This is a genomic window from Brachyspira innocens ATCC 29796 (genome assembly GCF_000384655.1).
GTDB lineage: Bacteria > Spirochaetota > Brachyspiria > Brachyspirales > Brachyspiraceae > Brachyspira > Brachyspira innocens.
The window spans coordinates 1-23813 of sequence record NZ_ARQI01000106.1 but is presented as its reverse complement, the minus strand read 5'-3'; the positions used below and the strand labels follow the sequence as shown (position 1 = coordinate 23813).

Annotated in this window: 18 protein-coding genes and 2 tRNA genes; 10 read left to right on the top strand and 10 right to left on the bottom strand. The window is 28.2% G+C overall.

Annotation, left to right across the window (positions count from 1 at the left end; genetic code table 11):
* Positions 1–347: 347 nt before the first annotated feature.
* From F811_RS0106700 to F811_RS0106690, 3 genes are all read right to left on the bottom strand, one after another.
* Positions 348–1463 (bottom strand): hypothetical protein, encoded by a 1116-nt coding sequence (locus F811_RS0106700; protein WP_020004502.1) that lies wholly within the window; start codon positions 1461–1463, stop codon positions 348–350.
* A gap of 754 nt (positions 1464–2217) precedes the next feature.
* On the bottom strand, positions 2218–2886 hold the full coding sequence (locus F811_RS0106695) for a DUF4405 domain-containing protein (protein ID WP_020004501.1): 669 nt from the start codon (positions 2884–2886) through the stop codon (positions 2218–2220).
* 300 nt (positions 2887–3186) lie between these two features.
* Positions 3187–5463 (bottom strand): heavy metal translocating P-type ATPase, encoded by a 2277-nt coding sequence (locus tag F811_RS0106690; protein WP_020004500.1) that lies wholly within the window; start codon positions 5461–5463, stop codon positions 3187–3189.
* Positions 5464–6656: 1193 nt separating this feature from the next.
* Here F811_RS0106690 and F811_RS0106685 point away from each other — a divergent pair.
* The gene (locus F811_RS0106685; RefSeq protein WP_020004499.1) at positions 6657–8273 is read left to right on the top strand and encodes a hypothetical protein; all 1617 of its coding nucleotides are present in this window, start codon (positions 6657–6659) and stop codon (positions 8271–8273) included.
* An 18-nt stretch (positions 8274–8291) separates the two neighbouring features.
* On the opposite strand, the gene F811_RS0106680 is transcribed toward F811_RS0106685, so the two are convergent.
* Complete coding sequence (locus F811_RS0106680; protein WP_020004498.1) at positions 8292–9260, bottom strand: D-alanine--D-alanine ligase family protein; 969 nt, start codon at positions 9258–9260, stop codon at positions 8292–8294.
* A gap of 478 nt (positions 9261–9738) precedes the next feature.
* Between F811_RS0106680 and F811_RS0106675 the strand changes: the two genes are divergently transcribed.
* The 5 genes from F811_RS0106675 to F811_RS0106655 all read left to right on the top strand — a co-directional run bounded on the left by F811_RS0106675 (position 9739) and on the right by F811_RS0106655 (position 13085).
* The gene (locus F811_RS0106675; RefSeq protein ID WP_020004497.1) at positions 9739–10095 is read left to right on the top strand and encodes a hypothetical protein; all 357 of its coding nucleotides are present in this window, start codon (positions 9739–9741) and stop codon (positions 10093–10095) included.
* 140 nt (positions 10096–10235) lie between these two features.
* Positions 10236–10397 (top strand): hypothetical protein, encoded by a 162-nt coding sequence (locus F811_RS16975; RefSeq protein WP_169337208.1) that lies wholly within the window; start codon positions 10236–10238, stop codon positions 10395–10397.
* Positions 10398–10528: 131 nt separating this feature from the next.
* Entirely contained in the window at positions 10529–11680 is a 1152-nt protein-coding gene (locus tag F811_RS0106665; RefSeq protein WP_020004495.1) for a V-type ATP synthase subunit I domain-containing protein, read from the top strand.
* Positions 11681–11966: 286 nt separating this feature from the next.
* On the top strand, positions 11967–12521 hold the full coding sequence (locus tag F811_RS0106660; protein ID WP_020004494.1) for a hypothetical protein: 555 nt from the start codon (positions 11967–11969) through the stop codon (positions 12519–12521).
* 21 nt (positions 12522–12542) lie between these two features.
* Entirely contained in the window at positions 12543–13085 is a 543-nt protein-coding gene (locus F811_RS0106655) for a hypothetical protein (RefSeq protein WP_020004493.1), read from the top strand.
* Between the two features lie 90 nt (positions 13086–13175).
* Here the strand turns inward: F811_RS0106655 and F811_RS0106650 are convergent, their stop codons facing one another.
* Complete coding sequence (locus F811_RS0106650) at positions 13176–14012, bottom strand: bifunctional 5,10-methylenetetrahydrofolate dehydrogenase/5,10-methenyltetrahydrofolate cyclohydrolase (RefSeq protein WP_020004492.1); 837 nt, start codon at positions 14010–14012, stop codon at positions 13176–13178.
* 106 nt (positions 14013–14118) lie between these two features.
* On the opposite strand from F811_RS0106650, the gene F811_RS0106645 reads away from it, so the two are divergent.
* From F811_RS0106645 to F811_RS0106635, 3 genes are all read left to right on the top strand, one after another.
* Positions 14119–15315, top strand: a complete 1197-nt coding sequence (locus F811_RS0106645) for a tetratricopeptide repeat protein (protein WP_020004491.1) — start codon at positions 14119–14121, stop codon at positions 15313–15315.
* 69 nt (positions 15316–15384) lie between these two features.
* Positions 15385–16794 (top strand): alanine/glycine:cation symporter family protein, encoded by a 1410-nt coding sequence (locus F811_RS0106640; protein WP_020004490.1) that lies wholly within the window; start codon positions 15385–15387, stop codon positions 16792–16794.
* Between the two features lie 82 nt (positions 16795–16876).
* A tRNA-Ile gene (locus tag F811_RS0106635) sits at positions 16877–16950 on the top strand.
* A gap of 129 nt (positions 16951–17079) precedes the next feature.
* Here F811_RS0106635 and F811_RS0106630 read toward each other — a convergent pair.
* The 3 genes from F811_RS0106630 to F811_RS0106620 form a co-directional block, all read right to left on the bottom strand.
* The gene (locus F811_RS0106630; protein ID WP_020004489.1) at positions 17080–17397 is read right to left on the bottom strand and encodes a hypothetical protein; all 318 of its coding nucleotides are present in this window, start codon (positions 17395–17397) and stop codon (positions 17080–17082) included.
* A gap of 229 nt (positions 17398–17626) precedes the next feature.
* Positions 17627–19234: a peptide ABC transporter substrate-binding protein gene (locus F811_RS0106625; protein ID WP_020004488.1), complete on the bottom strand. Its 1608-nt coding sequence runs from the start codon at positions 19232–19234 to the stop codon at positions 17627–17629.
* Positions 19235–19408: 174 nt separating this feature from the next.
* Positions 19409–20299, bottom strand: a complete 891-nt coding sequence (locus tag F811_RS0106620) for a LysR family transcriptional regulator (protein WP_020004487.1) — start codon at positions 20297–20299, stop codon at positions 19409–19411.
* 158 nt (positions 20300–20457) lie between these two features.
* Between F811_RS0106620 and F811_RS0106615 the strand changes: the two genes are divergently transcribed.
* A complete protein-coding gene (locus tag F811_RS0106615) occupies positions 20458–21501 on the top strand; it encodes an alpha/beta hydrolase (protein ID WP_020004486.1) in 1044 nt (347 codons plus the stop codon).
* A gap of 73 nt (positions 21502–21574) precedes the next feature.
* Here the strand turns inward: F811_RS0106615 and F811_RS0106610 are convergent, their stop codons facing one another.
* On the bottom strand, positions 21575–23371 hold the full coding sequence (locus F811_RS0106610) for a methyl-accepting chemotaxis protein (protein WP_020004485.1): 1797 nt from the start codon (positions 23369–23371) through the stop codon (positions 21575–21577).
* A gap of 115 nt (positions 23372–23486) precedes the next feature.
* Positions 23487–23558: transfer RNA gene (locus F811_RS0106605), tRNA-Gly, on the bottom strand.
* Positions 23559–23813 lie beyond the last annotated feature (255 nt).

Sequence of the window (23813 nt, the reverse complement as noted above, 5' to 3'; positions counted from 1 at the left end):
AATCTACTGTACCCGCCCCCCCCCCCTTTATAGTTAAACAAATTTTTTTAACAAAATAAGCCAAGAAATGCTAATTTTTTTAATATAAATTTTACATATTAGAGCTGTGCCTACAACAGCCTAGCCACAGCAGCTATAAATAGTTTTGAAACAAGCCAATTATTTTTTATAGGCTAAAAATAATAGGTATTTGAAAACCGCCTAATGAAAAATGAATATTTTAATAATGAATTTAAGGTTATGACCTGTATTAATTGAAAGTTATATATATGAAGAAAAAAGAGGCCTAAACTATCGAAGTTTAAGCCTCTGTATAAAAACTCTATGAGTTATAGTCTGTCAAACTATTATTGATCTCCGCCCAAAGAAGGAAGATACCAAGTGATACCAGTAGAAGTTTCAAAGTATACTGGAGTAGAACCTTGTCTAACATATACAGTAGAATCTGTGTTATTAACATCAAGCTCGAAATACCATTCAAGGTCTTCAACAGGAGTCAAGTATAATTCAGCATAAGCACCCCAAGCAAGTTTGTGAGTCAAAGCAGAGTTTTTAGCACCACTTACACTGTAACCTAAAGAAGGTTCAAACCATACGCTTACTATATCGCTGTTAGCACCTAAACCCAATACTGGAGCTATAGTAAAGTCATATGCACCTGTATCGCCTGCTGATCCTGATGAATATGGACCATTAAAAACTCCTGCAGTATTAAGACTATTGTAAGAACCAACACTAGCAGAAGAACCTTTTATAGCTGTATTGTATACCAATTTGATGTATGGGTTAACATTAACATTTCCTATAGTAGTGTTTAAGAAATATAATCTTAATTGTAAACCCAAAGAAGAAGCAGCATATTTATTATCATATAAAGCTCTTGTAGAAGTAAATCCAGATTGACCGTATTTTAAGTAGAATCTTATAGCATTGAAAGCATCTATACCAGTATAATATCTTACTTGAATATCAGTTCTTATACCCATATAATCTTTTATACCATATGAATCTTGATTGTCTTTACTCATAGCAGCTATTTGGAAAGGTATAGCTATTCTTAAGTTGTCATTTAAAGCATTTATAGTTAATACTGGAGTATGTATTCCAGAACCATCATTAGCTTTCATAGTATAGTTATAACCAACACCTATACCAAATGCATCAGAAGTGTATCCTATACCAGCAGAAAGTGTTGCATCTAAACGAGTCCAATCAAACTCCTTATTGTCGTTTCCTGTTTGAGCAACAAGAATAGAACCCATATATCCTGTGTCAGCTTTGAAACCGAAAGTACCTTTAATAGTGCCGTTGCCTAATGTGAAACCTAATTGACCCATTCTAGCTCTGAATTGGTTGCCATGCACAAGGAAGTCAATCCAAGAATCAGCGTTACCATACATACCAAACACAGAAGCACTTGCTACGGTTAATATAGCCATAGCTGTCAATAAAACTTTTTTCATTGTTTTTTCTCCTAAATTTTTTATAGTCTTTTGACAGTGTCTACTGAGAGATTGCTTAAGTAACTCAATAGACACCATAAAGATCCTCTACTTATTAGTCTACATAATTTTTATAAAAAGTCAACATCGTAAGTATGAATTATTAGGAAAAATGTTCTGTTAACCATACAAATAATGAAAAAAATGTATGATTTATTTAAATTTTTCCGTATTTCCAGAATTTTTTAACATTATCTTTGATAAAAATTATGAATTTTTTTCAGTTTTTCGTAATTATATATATACATTTTAAATTTATTATGAAATTATAATATTATAAAAATAATGTTTTATATGCTGCATAGTCATATTTTTTCATATCTATTTTTTTATATCTATACATAACGCAGCAGAGCATTCATAAAAACTTATAAACTATCGACTAAAAAATGAATTTGTACAGCTTAAATATATAAGCCATACAAATGCTGAATTATTTATGCAGTAATATATCATCTCTGCTTAATACATAAAAATACTTTTACATATTAATAAAACCAGAATATATTTAAAAAATTAATTTTTGATAAATTATAGTTGTTTAGCTATATACTCGCATTTATGCTATACTCCAAAATTGCCAAATGTTAGTTAAACAAATTTTTTTATAAGAATAAACCTAAAATATATAACTTTTTTAGCTAAAAGTAGTATATGTATTATACCAATTAACAGTACGTAAAAAATGTCGTAATATGAAGCTTTATATCTAATTTTAAAGTTTTTTGCTTATAACATTAACCTTATTTAATTTATTGCTTAATATATGTAAATAGTATGTAATAAATATAAAAAGCCCCATTATAGCTAAATGATCAATAAGAAAAAATATAAAAGCCTCTTCATAAGGAGGTACTCTTGTAACTGAAAATAATCTTATATATATACCTCTCTTTATAAATGAAACCACTCCGTATACAGCTACTAATAAAGCAGTTATCATATATATTTGCTTTTTTATATTTATCAATTTCTTACTCATATTTATAAACATACCCCAATGCATGCCTAAATGTACAGACATCAATACAAGTCCCCAATAACAGCAGATTATATGCAGTCTTTTATTAAATACTTTAATGCCTTCAAGATTAAAAAATTCAACTACATTTCTATTAAATAATATTCCGCTTATAATTAATCCAAGCATACATATAAGAAACATAGAGTTTATAAATGTATTTAATATTCTATTTAAACTATATTTTCCTTTATTAAGATTTCTATACCAATGAAAATTCAGTATATGATGAAGTATAAAAAATATAAAAATCAAATAGCCCAAATATTCATGTATAGTACGACCTGTAAAACGATACCCAATTAATACAAAAAAAAGAACAGTCATTATTATATCTATAAGTATTTTAATTTTATTTTTCATATATAATTTTACCCCTATTGTGAAATTATGTAGTTTTAAGTTGTTATAATATAGCATGCTATTTAATCTATTAGACGAATTGTATTATTAAAAGTTCCTTATAATTTATTTTTAAGATAATTCTTTTATATGAAATTTATCAGATTTATATATTTTATGAAGTGTCAAGAGATTTATTATTTTTATACCACATAGATTATGAAATTGTATTTAAAAAACGGATCCATAGAAATCAAAATATAAAATTAAGTTTCTATGGATCATGGAGTAAGTATGAGCTTTTATAAACTAATTGTATTTTTATTTACTTGGTTTAAAAAAGTTAAGTCTTAAAGCATTAGTAACTACAGAAACAGAACTCAAACTCATAGCAAGAGCTGCAAATATAGGGTTCAAAAGTAAATCCTTACCCATAATAGCAACTAAAAAATCTCCTATAGAAGAAGCTATTAAAGGCTCTCTAAATACATGCAAAACTCCTGCAGCTATCGGTATACCTATAACATTATAGCAAAAAGCCCAAAAAAGATTCTGTTTAATATCTCTCATAGTGGCCTTGCTCAATTCTATTGCTGTTACTACATCATTGGTGTTTGACTTTACCAATACTATATCAGCACTCTCTATAGCAACATCAGTACCGCTTCCTATAGCAATACCAACATTAGCCTGAGTTAGAGCAGGAGCGTCATTTATACCATCTCCTACCATAGCAACAATGTTTCCTTCGTCCTGAAGTTTTTTAACCTCTTTGGATTTCTCTTCTGGTAAAACTTCGGCAAATACTATATCAATGCCTGCTTCTTTTGCTACAGAATTAGCAGTATTTTTATTGTCTCCTGTTATCATAGCTGTTTTTATACCCAATTTATGAAGTCTTCTTATTGCATCAATGCTTTCTTTTTTTAATTTATCAGCACAAGCTATAACACCTAAAAGTTCATTATCATAGGCAACATACATTGGGGTTTTGCCCTCTTTTGAAAGGCTATCCATATATGAATGATAATTCTCCGTATTTATATTTTCTTTATTCATAAGTTTATCATTACCCATTAAAACTTTTTTATTATCAATAAAAACTTCTATACCGAAACCAGCTATAGCTTTAAAATTTTCTATATCAAGGAGTTTAATATTTTTTTCTTTAGCCTCTCTTACTATAGCCTCCCCTAATGGGTGTTCGCTTCCGTTTTCAGCACTAGCTGCTATTAAAAGAAGTTTATCTTTATCATCAGAAATAATATCAGTAACATAAGGTTTGCCCTCTGTAAGAGTACCTGTTTTATCAAACATCACCGCATTTATTTTTTGAGATATTTCCAAAGCTTCAGCATTTTTAAAAAGTATTCCAAGCTCAGCACCTTTTCCAGTACCCACCATTATAGCAGTAGGAGTAGCAAGCCCCAAAGCACAAGGACAAGCTATAACTAATACTGACACAAATACGGTTAAAGAGAATACAAAATTATGCAAAGCTATAAACCAAATTATACCAGATATCAAAGCTATAGTGATAACAGCAGGTACAAAGTACGAAGATACAACATCAGCAATATGTGCAATAGGGGCTTTTGAGCCTTGTGCATCTTCTACTAACTTTATAATCTGAGCTAATGCCGTATCAGCACCAACTTTCTGTGCCTTAAACTTAAAACTTCCAGTCTTATTAATTGAAGCACCAACAACTTTATCACCAACACTTTTTTCAACTGGTATACTCTCACCAGTGAGCATTGATTCATCTACACTGCTGTATCCTTCTATAATCTCTCCGTCAACAGGTATCTTCTCCCCGGGTCGTACCAAAACTATATCATTAACTTTTACTTCTGAAATTTTTATCTCTTTCTCTTCACCGTCTTTTATAATAGTTGCAGTTTTTGGCTGAAGTCCCATAAGTTTTTTAATAGCCTCTCCAGTCTTTCCTTTGCTTCTAGCCTCTAGATATTTACCAAACTGTACCAATGTGATTATAACAGCAGCTGACTCATAATAAAGATTTTCGCCATGAGGATTAAGCCCCATAAATGCCAAAATACTAGAATATATACTATATACAAATGCTGCAGTTGTACCTATTGCTACAAGCGAGTCCATATTAGGTGATCCTCTGAAAAGTGCAGGATAACCTAATGTATAAAACTTATAACCTGATATCATAACAGGTACGCATAAAAGTATAGCTACTATAGAAAAAACCTGAGGGTTTATATGATGAACCAAAAAACTAGGTATAGGAAATTTAACTATACTAACCATCGGTGCCATAGATATATAAAAAAGAGGTATAGAAAATACAGCAGATACTATTAATCTTATCTTCTGCTCCTTTATCTCTTTAGCCTTTCTTTCAGCAGGATCTTCCTCCTTACCTACTACCTGATATCCAGCATTTACTACTACATTTACTATATCATTATATTTTAACTTCTTATCGTCAAAATTAAGAACAGCTTTTTCTGTAGCTATATTAACATTAGCTTCTTCAATGCCTTCTGTTTTTTTTAATGCTCTTTCTACTGCCCTAGAACAAGCAGCACAATGCATTCCGCCTATTCTTAAAGTCATTTTCATAAAACCAAATCCTTTATTATAAAAAATTAATCATTCAATTATACATCATTTAAATGTTAAAGCAATCTAACAATAGAATTATATCATAGCTTACATATTTTTTCAAGTAGGGTATATGGGTATATTGAAAAATATTGGTAAAAATTGATAAAAAATTAATTACATGTCTAATATGATAAAATGAATATTATATAAGAAATTATTTTTAGAACTTTCCTCCACGCACGCAGAGCAAATTCCTAAAATACAGATTGATTAATAATTCTAATTTTGTACTATATAAGAATCGATTAAACGTGCGTTGAAGAGTATGATAAATTTAAAAACCGCTTGGGTGGGAAGCCAGAGTAACAGTTAAAGATGAAAAATAAAAACTGTACAGAAATAACAGGATAATATTAAAAAATTTAGAGGGTGGGAATTAGGATAAATTTTTAAACTTTATTTTAATCCCCGCCCTTTTAGATTTTAAGGATTTATTTTTTAGTATTAGTTTGATTAAATACATAAGCTAATATTTTTTTAAGTACGCCCGCCCAGAGCATTATTTAAATTTAAGGCTTCCTAAACGCATGCAGAGCGGATTTTTAAAATATTGATTAATTTATAATTCTAATTTTATTACTTATAAGGATAAAGTTAAACGTGCGTTGCATATATCATAAATTTAAAAACCGCTTGGGTGGGAAGCCAGAATAACAGTAAAAGCTAAAGAATAAGAAATAATTCATAAATAACAAATAGAATTAAAAAATTTAGAGGGTGGGAGTTAGAATAAATTTCAAAATTTTATTTTAATCCCCACCATTTTAGATTTAAAAACTTTGTTTTTTATATTAGTTTGATTAAATCTTTTAAGTCTCCACTTTAAAAAGTGAACCCGCCCAAAGCATTATTTAAATTTAAGACTTTCCTACACGCACGCAGAGCGTGTTTCTTTAAATAAATTTAATTTAAAATACTGATTTATCTTATATATAAAATTTTGTTCTACGTGCGTTGAATTGTATTATAAAAGTTAAAAAGCAAAGTATATAAAAAATAAAAAATAAAAAATATTTTTTATAAATATTTTTACTACACTTTTTTATTTATATGTTTTGATTAATTTGTAATAAAATGCAATGCTTGAAATTGCAATAAAAAATTATTAGCTGTAAAATACATAAAAATTATACAAATAAATCAAAACTATGAATGAACATAACTCTAAACAAAGATATCTTGGAGAATTTTATACTCCACTCAATTTTGCTAATAAAGCTATGCATTATATTTACAATGTAATAGATGAAAAAGAACTTAAAAGCGGTAGATACAGAATATGGGATATGGCATGCGGAAGAGGTAATTTAGAATATTATCTTGATAAAGAATGCTATAAATATTTATATATGTCTACAATAGATAATGACGATATAAATTACTGCCAAAATAGTTTTGAGTGTTCATGCCTATTTCAGTATGATTATTTAAATGATGATATAGAAAACGATTCTTTTAACTATAAAAAACTTCCTCAAAAACTTCAAAATGATTTGAATAATAAAAATATAAAATGGCTTATACTTATAAACCCGCCTTATGCTACAAGCCAAGTTGCAGGAGCTAATTCTAAAAGCAAAAAAAGTGTAAGTATAAGCAAAATAAGAAATATTATGCATAGAGAAAAATTGGGTGATGCTTCAAGAGAACTTTATACTCAGTTTTTGTTTAGAATACATAAGGAGTTTGAAAATAACGATAATGTTTATCTTGCTTTATTTTCAAAGACTAATTATATAAAATACAATAACAATGAAAAGTTCAGAAATAAAGTATGCAGTTATAAGTTTAAAAAAGGATTTATATTTTCATCTTCAAATTTTGACAACACATCAAAAACAACGCCATTTCCAGTAAGTTTTATAATATGGAAAATAGATAAAAAAGAAAATATAAAAACACAGGATATAATATTAGATGTATTAGATGATAACGGAAATTTTATATACAAAAAAAATTATAGTGTAGTAGACAGCAGCAGACTTCTCAATAAATGGATAAATAGGATAAGAACTTCAAAAACATTTGTGCCTTTATCATCGGCTATAAAAGTAAAAAGTGACGGCAAAGATATAAGAGATAAAGTATGCGATGGATTTATAGGTTCTCTTATGAGCTGCGGAAGTGATTTGCAGAAACAAAATCTTACTGCTATATTTTCTGCTCCTCAGGCTTCGGCAGGGTCTCTCTCTATTACAGAAGAAAATTTTGAAAAGGCTATGATTATACATGCAGTAAGAAGATGTGCAAAGGTTGATTGGCTTAATGGAAGTGATCAGTTTTCCATACCTAAAAAAGAACTTAAAAAAACTTTTGTACTTGACTGTGTGGTTTGGACTTTATTTTCCACATCAAATCAAAGCTCTGCTATGGATAACATTGTTTATAAAGATAAGTATTACAGAATAATTAATCATTTCTACCCTTTTGATTATAAAGAAGTATATTCTAACTGCAGTATTTTTGAATATGATAATGAAACACGTTTTGCTTTTATTTATCTCAAAGAAAATAAAAAATATATTTCAAATGAGGCGTCTGAACTTATAAATGCTTCTAAAGAGCTTTATAAATATTTTTATTCTAATATAGATAAAATAAACACTGATAAGTTCAAAATAAGTTTATGGGACAGCGGATTTTGGCAGATAAGAAAATCTCTTAAAGATGCCAAATTAGCTTCAGACATTCTAAAAAATATAAAAAGTAAAAGAGAAGCCTTAAAGAAAAATATCTTAAAAGAGATAGATAATTTTATAAGCTAAATGTCCCATAATTTATTTTTATTTAAGAAGTCCTAAAATATATAAAGCAAGATCAGCAAATTCAATACCGCAGTTTTTTGCCATGGCAGGTACATCAGAAGTATCAGTCATACCGCTTTGAGTATTAACTTCCATCAAATAAACCTCATCATTAGCAATAATAGCATCTATTCTTGAAAGACCGCCGCATCCTAAAACTGTATATGCTCTCTTGCAGGTTTCTACAACTTTATCTTCAAGCTCTTTTGATATTTTGGCTGGAACTTCTAATTCTGTTTTACCAGGTGTGTATTTAGCGTCATAATCATATATTTCATTTTTTGAATTAATACCTAATATAGGAAACACATAAATATCATCTTCTTCTTTTACCAAACCTACAGTTATTTCTTTACCTTTTATATAAGGCTCTAAAAAATAATTATTAATATCTTCTATTTTTTTTATGGTATTATCAAACTCTTCTTTATTTTTTATTAAAGATACTCCTACACTGGAACCGCTTGATATAGGCTTTATTATAATAGGGAAGTTTAATCCGCCAGCAGAATTGTTATTAACATCTTTTACATCTTTAAGAAGTACAAAATCGGCAGTAGATACATTTGAAGATTTCCATATTCTTTTTGTATAAACTTTATTCATACAAACGGCACTAACTAAAATATTTTCGCCTGTATATTTTATATTAAGGCTTTCTAAAAGTCCCTGTATAGTTCCGTCCTCTCCAGAAGTACCATGTAATATATTATAGCAGTATTCTATATTATTTTCTTTAAGAGTTTTTACCAAATCATAAGTGTCTTGAACATCTATAAGTATGCAGTTGTCTTTAAGCTCTTCAAAACTTGTTAATGCTTTATAAACATTCTTACCGCTTCTTAAAGAAACTTCTCTCTCTTCATTTTGTCCGCCATGAAGAACTGCTATTTTTTTATTTTTAAATCTGTTTAATATATCTTTTCTTAATTTTTCATTTATCATCATATTATTTATCCATTAGTTTTATAGATTTATCGTATTATTCTGTAATTTTATAATTTAAATTTTATATAAAATAATAATTTTCATTTTCATAAAAATATTATAAACCTTATATTAATAAAATCAATATATACTAAAAATTTTTAAGTTTGTCAATTTTTTATTGTTCTTTTTCCCGCCGCAAAAAGAACCAAAAAGTGCAAGTATAAAAATAATACTAAATAGTACTAATTTATGTTTTACATGTAGAATAAATTACTAAATTTATACTGAAATGTAGCCTTTTTGATTCTTTGTGGCACACCGAAGGCGGACAGCGTCACAAAAGAAGTGGGGGTTCGGGGGCTAGTCCCCGAAAATAATAAAAACATAAAAACTAGTTTTTACAAATTATAATTGTTTAGGTATAAACACTTAATTATAGTATAAAGTGTTATAATTAGAAATAGTCCATCAGTGAAAAAAATTAAGGAGTATATAAATGGAAAAGTTAGATTTTAAATGCGTTGATTTTTTTAATAGATATATTGTAGAAGAAATTGTTTATAAAGATGACGGAGAAAATATTGTACCTGTTAAAGTGTTCAGCCGCTCTACTTTAGGAAGTAAGTTTAAAAGTGATGATGTAATATCTATTAATCGCCCTAGCTTTAATGAAAATATTAAATATGTAAGAGAGAAAGAAGAGAAGATTATTGATGATGATATTTTTAAATGGCTTGATGTTAGAATAAATGGAACACTTGCTGTAAGTCTTCTTGATGAATGGAGTACTAAAGATATTAATGAGTTTGCACAGGTGATAAAAAGTTTTTTACTAGAGAGAAGAATTATGTAGCTAGTAATTTATCTCAATTTTCTATAATAGAGCAGACAGAAATTGATAATCTTGTAAACTATGCTTTTAACAATAGAGAAGTAAAATATGATGACTTTTGCTATTTTAATAATTCTCTTATAAGTTTGTATACGGCTTCTTTGTTTTGGAACAAAATAATACTTGAGGCTTGGTATCAGATAATAAGCGGAAGATTTGTATATTGCCGTTATGATGAAGATGATTATTTGAGATTAGGTCTTAATTATGCTATTTTTAGATTTAAAATTTTAATAGATAAGGCTTTGAAAGTTTCTAATTAGATTTATTTGTTTTATATTTGTACTTGTTTCAAAATTATATTTGTAATGATTATAAGTTTTTAATTTATATTTTTATAAAATTATTTTGAAACAAGTCTATTATTGAGTTTTTTATATAAAGGTTTAAAAGTATGAATAATAATTTTGTAAGTACAAATAAAGAGTTACAGAATATAGAAGAAAGTATAAAGAAAATAAATTCAGCATATGAAACTTCTTTATTTTTTAATGCTTCAAAGGATTCTTTTAATGAGTTTTCAAGTTCAGCAGCAGAAGCAAAAACTTCTATAGATAATATAGAAACTTCTATAAACTCACTTGATAATAGTATAAATAAAGCTGATATAAAAAGTTTTTCTAGTGAAATAAAAGATTCTCTCTCAAGCATATCAAGTATATATAAGGATTTAAGTGCTAGTTTTTCAGATTTTTTTCATTATGATTTAAGCTCTTATGATGAGGCAATAGAAGAAGCTAAAAATAAATTACAGGAATTTGATGATTATCAAAAAGAGTTAAGAGAAAATAAAAAAACTCAAGATGATGAGGATTATGAAAACTATTTATCAAGGCTTGATGAAGAACTTGAACTAGCTATTGAAAGTAAAGATGCTATGAGTGCTGAAGCTATACGCATAAAGCAGGAAGAGTTAAAGAAAAAACAGGATAAAGAAAAAGAAGATTTACAGAAAGAAAAAGAAATACAAGTTCAAAGAGAATTGCTTGAAAAACAGCTTGCACAGGCAGAGTATAATAAAGCATATGCTGAGTGGGATAATAATGTAAAACTAGCAGAAATGGAAAAAGCCAAAGCTATAGCTGATGCAGTTTTAATACCGTCTCTTGCTATAGCACAATCTGCTTTGGGAGTTGCTGCTTCATTTGCTCAGGGAGGACCTGTCGGTTTTGCAGCAGGGCTTGTAATATCGGCTACTGCAATATCGTCTGCTATTTCTGCAGCTTCTGGTATAGTATCATCAGCTAATGCTTTAGACAGTGTGAAATCTAATCCTCCAGAGGCCCCGCAGTTTGCATTTGGTACAACAGGTTATATTATTCCAGATGGAGGTTCTGCAATAGTAGGAGAGATGGGGGCAGAGATTGTAACAAACAAATCTGGTAAAATACAAGTTCAAAGTAATGCACAATTTCAGGAACAAAGTTTTTCTAAAGGCGATATTTGGAATGTTACTATTAATGTTGAACAGGCTTTAAATCCTGATGAGGTTTATAAACTTATGAATAGATATAAAGCAAGAAATAGTCAGATGTATGCCAGATAATTTTTTTATTTATTTTTATTAAAAATAAATAAAAAAAATTAGAATTTTTTATTTTAAAAAATATTTTACATAATAATTTTATTTTTTTGTATCTGTAAAGCTAATTTATTTTTATATTTCATTGATATATATATTCTGTAAAAAAATATTTGTAATTATTTCTTATTGTGATATTTAGGTAAAGTTATATAAAAAATATTATGATTTATATATATTATCAATGTTTGTCTTTTTGTATAAAAATATTATATTTAATTTGTAATAAAAAAGCATAAGGAAATAAAAAATGAAAACAAAAATATTTTTAATATTAATTATAATAATATTTGCTGTGTCATGTACAAAAAATAATCCAGTGAATCCAGTGAATGTTTCAAACAATGGTCAAGAAAATAATATAACAGGAAATGAAGGCAATTTAGAAACAAAGGATAATACAGCAGCTTCATCAGATTTAGGCAGTACAAAAAATACAGGTGATACAAAGACATCTGATATTAGTGAAGATGTAGAAGAAATGTACATAAAAGATCCTATATCAGTATTTGATGGAGAAGGCGAATATTCAATAGATGGTATACAATTTCTAGATAAAGAAAATATCAGAATAGAAATTTATGATGATTGTATAGAGGTATACAGATCATCAAAATATTTTAGATTTGATATAACTAAACAAGATAATAAATATAATTTGGAAAAGTATAAAGATTTAGAAAGACATACTTTAGATATGACAATCAATGGAAATACAGCTTCAGTTACTTACACTATTACTGTACAGGGACATAAAAATGAAAATTATTATTTCCATTCTAACAGTTTGACTAAAAAACAATAATATATATTTAAGGAAACAAAAATGAAAACAAAAATATTTTTAATATTAATCATAATAATATTTGCTGTGTCATGTACAAAAAATAATCCAGCAAACCCAGTTAATGTTTCAGGAAATAATAGCAGTGACACTGAAACAAAAGATACATCATCTTCAGATGATTCAAAAAATAATAATACAGGTACTTCTAGTGATAATGGTAACAGTGCAGAAAATTCAGATACAAAAACTCATGAAAATGATGACAAAGCTACTGTATATAAAGGTGCCGCAAAACATACTATAAATACTAAAGGTATTATTACGCATCCTGAAGATATTGAAATATATGCTGATATATATGAAGATGAAAATATTGTTGAATTGTATATACCAAGAATAATATTATTTGAAAATGCAAGAAAAGAAAATGGCAATTATAACTTAACTAAAACAGAAGATGGAAAAACTTATATATTGTCTATGACAGTTTCAGGAGATTCTATAAATAATTTAGATCTTACAATACAAGGACAAGGAGAAACAGTATATATTAAAGCTGATAAATTGAATAAAACAGAATAATTATTTTTTATAAACTCATATATTATATCTTTTTACTTGAAAATGCTAAAATTTTATTATTTTAGCATTTTCTTTTTTTATATAGTCTTTTTATTTATTATTATATTTTCTGTGCAGATAAAGTACATTGCTTAAAAGCATTGCTACAGTTACACTTCCAACACCATTAGGTACAGGTGTAATACTTGAAGCTATTTTTGAAGCCTCTTCAAAGTTCACATCTCCTTTTAAAGATCCGTCTTCCATTACATTAATTCCTATATCTATAACAACGGCACCCTCTTTAATATAATCTCCAGTAATAAACTCTGATTTTCCTATTGATACGCATAATATATCAGCATTTTTGCAAATCTCTTTTAAATTTTTAGTTTTTGAATGAGCTATTGTTACAGTAGCAGATTTTTGAAGAAGTAAATGAGCTAAAGGTTTTCCTACTATCTCGCTTCTTCCTATTACAACAGCATTTGCCCCTTCTATATTTATACCAGATTTCTCTATTAAGGCCATTGCACTTTTAGCTGTACAAGGAGCTAAATCATTTTCTCCCATAAATATCCTTCCCAAATTAATATGAGATATAGCATCAGCATCTTTTTCTACTGATATAGTTTCATACACTTTCTTTTTGCTTATATGTTTAGGCAGAGGCATTTGTATCATTATTCCGCTTGTTTCTTTTTCTTTATTTAAATATTCTATTAGAGTAAGGAAATCTTCTTCTGTGGTATTTACAGGCAGATTATGAAGAGAGCCTATCATTCCAACACTTTCCGCCTGCTTTTTGGCTCTTGTAAAATATACTTCGCTTGATTTATCATCATCAAAATATAGAAAGTCTATTCTTGGTTTTTTGGGTAGCATTTCTACATCTTTTTTAATGTTTTCTTTTATGCTTTTTGATAGTTCTCTTCCGTCTAATATCATATAATCTCCTATTATAATTTTTTAATATAATTTTCTCTAATAATATAGTGTTCATAAATAAAATACAAGTATAGATTTTTTTATATTTATATTGTATATTTTTTAAATGATAAAAAAAATTATTATTATATTCTTAATTATTGTTTTATACGCTTCAGCAGAGAAAAGAATTATTATATTTGAAACTTCTTACTCTAATAATTATACACTTTATGCTGTAAATGATCTTGTAAAGAAGAATATATTTTTGTATTCTGATTTTGATATAGTGCCTAATAATAATATAAAAGATGATGATTATAAATCAATAAAATCAAAAATTAAAGAACTTACTTTGATAAACAATGCTGATGTTTCTGTAACTTATGATATATTAAGATATAAAAAAGAGTTTATACTTAATTATGTGATTTTTGATAAAACTAAATCTGGTATGTGGCTTGAAAAAAGACTTTATTCTAAAGAGGATAAATTATTTGAATCTATTAATCAAATGCTTAAAGATATATACGATTATACTTCTGTACATAATAGTAAAGTATATATTAAAGAAGATGAATATATTTCTTTAATAGGATACTATTCTCAAAAGATATATGAAGCAGAAGACAGCAAAAATATTTATGATGTATTTTTTAATTTTTATAAAGACAATATTTATTTTAATGTAGATTATTTGGATTATTTAGTATTAAAAAGTGATAGAACAGCAGTAGATAATATTAAAATAATGACTGATAATATGAATAAAAAACTTGATAAAAATAATCATTATTATTTATCAGCTTTGGGAGATTATTATTACAGCAGATACAAAGTTAATGTTATACCAGATGATATAGAGTTAAGTATAGAAAATTATATTAAGGCAATAGAGGCAAAAAAGAATAATTATATTTATTATAAGAAATTAGCAAATGCCTATATATTAAAAAATGATTATGATAATGCTGCAAGAAGTTATAATATGGCTATAGAGATATACGATAAAGATATAGCTCTTATAAAGGATGCTGTATATTTGCTTAAAAGAGATATGAATAAAAACGGCAATCTTGTAATAGAATATTTGAAAAAAATTATTGATGTAAATAAAAATGATGATGAAGCTTTAGAGAATCTTGCTCAAATATATGACACTTTGGGAGATAAATATAATTCAGAGATATATTATAATAAACTTCTTGATGCTGTAAATTATAATCTCTATATTATTAATAATGAAAGTCCAAATCCAGTATTATATGATAAATACATGAAAAAGCGAAATGAAGTATCAAAAAAAATAAACAGCTTTAAATAATATATGTTACCATTTGCACATTATAAGTATTTGATATATAATAAAAAAATACTATAATGGGGATAAACAATGGGACTTATTAATAATATAATCACATCAGTAAATAATGTAATGTACGGTTATTTGCTTCTTGTTGTATTTTTGGTTGTTTCTATATTTTTTACTTTCAGATTAAGAGCAATACAAATTTCGCATTCTATACATGCTCTAAAACTTTTACTTTCCACGCATGAAAAAGGGGACGGTGTTTCTGGGTTTGCTAGTTTTTGTATAAGTACAGCCTCAAGGGTTGGAACTGGTAATATTACTGGAGTTATGGCGGCAGTTTCTGCAGGAGGACCTGGAGCATTATTTTGGATGTGGCTAATGGCTATACTTGGAGGAAGTTTAGCTTTTACAGAAAGTACTTTAGCTCAGCTCTATAAAGAAAAAGATTCTCAAGGTAAGTTTATAGGAGGGGCTTCTTTTTATATAAAAAGTAAATTAAAAAAACCTATACTTGCAGGAGTATTTGCTGTTTGTATGATATTCACTTATACTACATTTAATGGTATGCAGGCAAATACTATATCGGGTGCTTTATCAAAATACAATATATCTGTTAAAATTACAGCTGTAATTTTAACAGTTATAACTGGATTAATTTTATTCAGTAAAAGAAGAGATACTATAACTCATGCATGCGTATTTATAGTGCCTGTAATGGCAATACCTTATATACTTATAGGTCTTTATATATTTGTTACTAATTTGCCTTCAGTGCCTAGTGTATTTCAAACTATTTTTGTTCAGGCATTTAAGCCAAGTGCATTTTTCGGAGGTGCTATAGGTACTACAATTTCTAATGGATTAAAAAGAGGCTTGTTTTCAAATGAGGCTGGTATGGGAGGTGCTCCTCATGCAGCAGCTGCAGCACATTCTTCCCACCCCTGCAAACAAGGACTTATACAAATGTTCTCAGTATTTACTGATACTATATTAATATGTTCTATATCTGGATTTATACTTCTATTATCTCCAGAAGCTATGAAGGCAATAAAAGATATGGAAGGAATTAATTTATTTCAATATGCTATGGAATCGCATCTTGGAAGTTTCGGTTCTTATTTTATAACAGTATGTATATTGTTTTTCTCTTATAGTTCTATACTAGGTAATTTCTTCTATATAAAAACAGGAGCCTTTGCTTTGAAAGACAGTATAGTTTCGTATATAATAGTTGGAGCTATGACAGTTATAATGGTATTTGCAGGTTCACTTGCCGATTTTAAAACTATATGGGGGGCAGGAGATATGTTTATGGGATTTATGGCTTTGCTTAATATTATCGTTATAGTGATACTTAATAAGCCAGTATATTTGCTAACTAAACATTATGTAAGTAAATTAAAAGATCATAAAGACCCTGCTTTTAATAAGAAGTCTATTGAAGAGTTATCTAATGATGATGCCATTACTCAGTGGAATGAAAATGTATAATAAAATTATGATTTTTTGTTTTTTAGGTATTGACATTTTTTGAGTTTTTTGTATAATACTTAAATCTAATGACAAAATTTAGGGGCCAGTAGCTCAGTCGGTTAGAGCAGATGACTCATAATCATCGGGTCCGGGGTTCAAGTCCCTGCTGGCCCAATCCCCTTAATTTTTTCCTTATTATATTTATTATTATCTCCTTTAATTTGACTTATAAGGTTAATTTTTTGGGGTCTAAAAAAGACACTTCATATTTTTCAGTGTCTTTTTTTTATTTTGATAAATCTCTTATACTCTATTTAATGTTACATTTCTTGTTACTATTAAACTGCCGCTTATATTTTTTGGAAGTTCTATATCTATTGATTCGTTAGAATTAAACTTTATATAAAAATTATCTTCATTAAATTTCATATTATAATCATCTCTATCATAATCAGAACCCAAAGATATGCTATGACTTAATTTTCCTACTATTGGTGCTAATGTATTAACTGTAATATCTCCTTGTTCTGATATGATAGCCTCCAAATCTATATCCAATTTTACGAAATTCTTAATTGTAGCTTTTCCTTTATAAACACCATTTCTCTCTTTTAATAGCATAAAATAATCTCCATACATAATATTCATATATTATATAATAACATTTTTTTAAAAAAAGACAAATTTTAATAAATGTCTATATTATATAAAACTATTAATTATCCCTCACACATATATATGTTATGTATTTCATAAAGGCTGTAAAAGTTCAAAAAATTATTTTATAATAAAAAAGAGCCTCCAATATAGAAGCTCTTTTTACTTTTTAAGTATTAAAAAATTAATAAAATTATTTAGCTAACTTTGCATAGAAAAACTTATGAGAACCTAGAGGATCAAATACAACCCCTGATAATTTTTTACTAATCATAATAGGATCAGTATAAAAATAAATTGGTATTAATGCCATATCATTCATAAGTATATCTTCAGCTTCATGCATAGCTTTCATTCTTATATTCTGATCTATAGTAGACATAGCCAATTTTAATTTATCATCATAAGCCTTATTTGAATATCCTCCATTATTTTGAACACTGTAGCTTAAGAATACTCCCAAAAAGCTCATAGGATCATTATAATCAGCAATCCAGCCATGACGAGCTATAACAAAGTTTTTATGCTGTCTTGTGTCTTGGAAAGTAGCCCATTCTTCCTGTGATATGGTAGAGTCTATACCCAAGCCTTCTTTCCACATCTGCTGTACGGCTTCAAATATCTGTATATGCTCTCCAGAATTGGATTTAAACTCTATTACTGGGAAACCTTCTCCATTAGTGTAGCCTGCTTCTTCCATAAGTTTTTTGGCCTCTTCAAGATTTTTCTGATAATCTTCAGATTTTACACTATAATAATCGCCTCCTACTTCCCTAAAATCAGCATTATCAATATCACTTACTCCGCTAGGTACCCAAGCACTTGCAGGAAGCTGTCCACCTCTTGTTACCTGCTCTGTCAAATAGTTTCTGTCTATTGCTAGTGTTAATGCTTTACGTACTCTTTCATCTTTTAATGCTTCATTTGTGATATTAAGACAATAATAATATGTACCTAAGTATGGTGAGATATGCATTAAGCCTTCGCTTTTTAAGTTTTCAATATCCTGAAGCGGAGGATTATTAGCAAAATGTATAGATCCTTCTTTTATACCAGCAACTGCTGCAGTACCGTTTTGCATAAGTATAAACACTAATTTTTCAGGAACTATACTTGATGCATTCCAGTAATTAGTATTTTTTGACATTATTAATCTGTCATCAGTTCTTCTTTCAGTCATTACAAAATGACCGTTTCCTATATAAGTTTCAGGAGATAAAGTCCAGTTATCGCCATTTTCTTCTATTATATCTTTTCTAATAGGATAGAAAGTAGGAAAAGCAACAAGCTCTAAAAAATAAGCTGTAGGAGCATTTAATTTTACCTCTAAAGTATTTTCATCTATTGCTTTTACTCCTAATTCAGAAACTTCTTTTTTGCCGGAATTAATATCCATAGCATTTAATACAGGTTCCAACTGATAAGCATATTCACATGCTGTTACAGGATCTACTGCTCTTTGCCAAGCATAAACAAAATCTTCAGCTGTTACTTTTTTGCCGTCTGACCATTTGGCATTATCTCTTATATGAAATGTATAAGTTAAACCGTCTTCACTTATATCCCAGCTTTCAGCAACGCCCCCTACTATTTTATTATCTTTATCTCTTGTAGCTAGTCCTTCAAAAGCATGCTGAATATAAATGCTGCCGTCAACTGTAGAGTTTAAAGCAGGATCTATGGTTTTTGGTTCTGGACCAACATTGATATATATTGCTCCTTCATCAGTTTTATTTTTGCCGCATGATAAAACAAATATCATTAAGGCAAAAGAGAGTATTAATAATAATTTACGCTTCATAATAATGTCCTATGATTTTTTTATTTATATATTTATATAAGATTATATTTTATATAATATATTAGTCAATGATTTTTTGAATTAATATTATTAAGTTAAATATTGATAAAAAATAATATGGATCTAAAAAAAGCGAGTAAAGTTATTCATGATTTTTACAAGTGTATAAATAAATTATAAAAAGCTTTTATTCATTCTTTCTAAAAATATTTTTGAAGCCTTTGAAAACTCCTGATTTTTCTTCCATACAACATTAAGCCCTGATTCCAATTTAGGCTTTAAAGGCAAAAAACATATATATTCATTATTCATATTATCTATAAGCCTATCCAAAGCAAAAGCATAACCCATACCTTCGCGTACCATAATCAAGGCATTATAAATAAGATTATAAGTAGCAGCTATCTCCAAACCGCTGAAACTACCACCCAACCATTTTAAAAAATCATTATTCTGCATATCATTTTGAATAGTCTGTCTTGATACTATTAAAGGAATATTATATAAATCCTTTTTTACTATATACTTTTTTTGTGCGAGCTTTGAATCTCTTCTCATAATAAGACCCCAAGTATCTTTGGCAGGCATTTTTAAATAATCATATTTTGACAAATCGGCAGGGTCTATCAATACTCCGAAATCTAATAATCCTTTGTCTAGCTTCTCTGTAATATCTTCAGAGTTGCCGCTGTAAATATTATATTTTATATGTGGATAGTCCTTTTGCATATCCCGCATAATAGAGGCAAGTAAAGAAATAGCCCAAGTCTCCCCCGCACCTATAAATATATCTCCTGCTATTAATTCATCAGTAAAATTGAACTCAGCTCTTGTTTTATCTATCATATTTAATATTTCTTCTGCTCTTTTTTTAAGTAAAATACCCTCTGGAGTAAGCTCTATATTATTATGCTTTCTTTCAAATAATTTATGCCCTATATCTCTTTCTAGCATGTTTATCTGACGTGATAAATTAGGCTGTGTTAAATTAAGATATTTTGCTGCCTTTGTAATGTTTCCCTCTCTTACTGTAGTTAAAAAATATTTTAAAGCTCTTATCTCCATGTATTTAAATCTCCTTTACTTATGTACTAATTATCATAATACAGAATTATCAATTTTTAATCAATACCTAAAAAGTATATATATTCATAATTAATAAATATTTGCTATAGTTGATTAATTATTATATTCTATGAATAATTAAAAAGGAGGATATTATAATGTTTAAAAATTTTTTAAAAAGAGCTTTATTATTTTCAGCATATATGCTTTTTCCTATAGGAAGTATTATGGCACAGAACAATACATTACAATGGGATAAAACTTTCAAAAAGAGCGATAAAGTAAATGTAAAAAAAGTATCATTTTATAACAGACTAGGTATAAATATATCAGCAGACTTATACACACCTATAGATATTAATACCAATCAAAAATATAAGGCATTAGTTATAGGAGGTCCATATGGTGCCGTAAAAGAACAGGCTGCAGGAGTATATGCTCAGGCTATGGCAGAGAGAGGCTTTATTACTATAGCATTTGATGCATCATATAATGGAGAAAGCGGAGGCTCTCCTCATTATACAGCTTCACCAGAGGCATTTGCAGAAGATTTTAGTGCCGCAGTAGATTTTATAGGTTCATTAAACTATGTTGACAGAGAAGAAATAGGAGCTATAGGAATATGCGGAAGCGGAAGTTTTGTTTTAAGTGCTGCTAAAATTGACAGCCGAATAAAAGCAATAGCTACAGCAAGTATGTATGATATGGGAAGAGTAGCCAGAAGCGGAATGTATGATTCTTTAACTGATGAAGAGAGAAAAAAAATGATTGAAACAGCTTCCATGCAAAGATGGAATGAATATCAAGGCGGAGAAAAACAATTTCAAATAGGTACTCCTGAAACTATAGATGAAAACTCTCCAGATATATTAAAAGAGTTCTACAGCTATTATCGTACAAAAAGAGGTTTTCACCCTCGTGCTACAACTGCTATGTCTGTTATAAGTAGTATTAGTTTGATGAATTATTATCCTTTGGAAAATATTGATATTATATCTCCAAGACCTATACTATTTATAGCAGGAGAAAAAGCTCATTCAAGATATTTCAGCGAAGATGCATATAAAAAAGCTAAAGAACCAAAAGAGTTAATCATAATACCTAATGCTAATCATGTTGATCTATATGACAGAACAGATTTAATCCCTTTTGATAAATTAGCAGATTTTTTTAATACAAACCTAACAAATAAAAATCTTTAAGTTATTATTTCTTAAATTACATAAAACACTATTATGGGGCTTTGAAATATATAAAAAGCCCCTATATTAATTTTTAAGCATGAAGTTTGAAATATTCAAGTTCTGAATAAACATTATCAGTACCATTAGCAACTTCTCTACCTAATACAGCACTGTTATGCACAAGATTGGCATTTTCCTGAGTAATTTTATTTAATTCATTCATGGCAAGAGCAATCTCTTTAACACTTCCCTCTTCATCGGATACTGCATTATGCAAATCTATAAGTACATCAGATACTTCTTTTGCTGAGTTTTCTATATTTAAAAGCACATCAAGAGAATGTTTTACAGATTCATTTCCAGTCTCTATTTTAGCTACAGTATTTTCTATTATATTAGTAATCTTACCATCAGCGTCATTAACATTCTGAGCAAGCGAACGTATTTCAGAAGCAACAACAGCAAATCCCTTACCCTGCTCTCCAGCACGTGCTGCCTCTACTGCTGCATTAAGTGATAATATATTAGTTTGAAAAGCTATTGACTGTATAAGTTTAATAATATCTGATATCTCTTTGCTGGATTCTGATATATCAAGCATATTAGTTGATATCTGAGTTACCGCTTCAACTCCTGCTTTAGTTTCTTCAGCTACTTTATTGCTCATATCTTTTACATTATTAGTATGTTTTGAAGTATCTGATATTGAGGAAAATAAACTTTCTATAGAACCGCTTACCTCTTCTATAGCTGCTGCCTGAGATGAAGTTCTATCCGATAAATTATCTATGCCGTTTGATATCTGACTGCTTGAATTATTAATAGAAGACATATGCATTTTTATACCAGAAACTATCGAAGATATTTTGTTTTGCATATCATTAACAGAATTGACCAAATGCCCAGACTCATCCTGCAAAGCCAAATCATTTTTGTCAAATACGCTATTAAAATTACCGTCTTTCATTAAATCTATTATTTTTATAGTATTTTTTAAAGGCTTAACTATTTTTCCTACAAGAAGCCATTCTATAATAAGTATAAGAATCATAACAATAAATACTGCAAGCATCAAAAGTCTAAACTGATTATGAACTATACTTGCATCACCTTTGAATATCAAAATCCAAGGAGCATTATCTGTTTTCTCTATAGCATACCATTCATTGCCTTCTATTTTTATTTCGCCTATATGAGAAGTAAGATTTCCTTTAAACTCAGCAAACATAGGGTCTTTAAATAAATTATTATTTTCATTTAAGACATAATCACTTTTTTCATGTGTCATATATATACCGTTTTCTGATACTATATAAAAACTGCCGTCAAAATGCTTCTTAACATCCTCCATAATTTTATTCATATTTATAAAGTCTATTGCAAATACCCCTTTTAAACTGCCATTTGTATATATTGCCTTGCTGAATGTAACTGTAAGCTCATTAACTGCAAAATCTATATATGGATCGCTTATCACTATATCTTTTGTTTTAAGTGCATCTATATACCAAGGTCTTGAAGTCTGATTATAAGTGCGGGAATATTCTTCTAAAGTATTTATATATATGCCCCCTTCAGAATATGGAACAGTATCCCCAAAGTACATATTTAAATATCCGTCATTAGATTTTTCTACATTTGTAATAAACTTTCCGAAACTTATTAAATCAGGATTAGCCTCCAAATTATTAACTATTAGATTAACAGTATTTTTTATTTCTCTTATATAACCTTCTGTTTCATTTTTCGCATTTATGGTCTGAAAATATTTTTCATTCAAAAATTTAGACTTATAAACAGGCTTATAGAATATATAAAAAGCAAAAAAAGCAATAAATAAAAATATAGAAAATATGCTTAAAAATTTAAACATTAATCCTTTTCTCATACATAAATCTCCGTGAATAATATATAAAACTAATTAAAAACCAAAAATATTGTAAAAAAGAGAGTAATAAAAAATCATTTGCTAATAGAGAGTTAAAGAAATAAAACAAATTATGAGCGGGCGAACGGAATCGAACCGTCATCTTTAGATTGGAAGTCTAAGGTAATAACCATTATACGACGCCCGCGTTTTTTAAGTGTTAAAATTATAGCATAACAATAAAAAAAATCAATAGCATGGATAATATTTTTATAAAAATTAACGCACGTTAAACTAATCCTTATATATAAAATAAATTATATTTGTTAATCAAACTATATTAAAAAAAATCGTTCTGCGTGCGTTTAGGAAAGCCTTAAATTTAAATAATGCTTTGGGCGGGTGTGCTTTTTGAAGTGAAAACTCAAAAGATTTAATTAAAACATATTAAAAAAAATAAAGC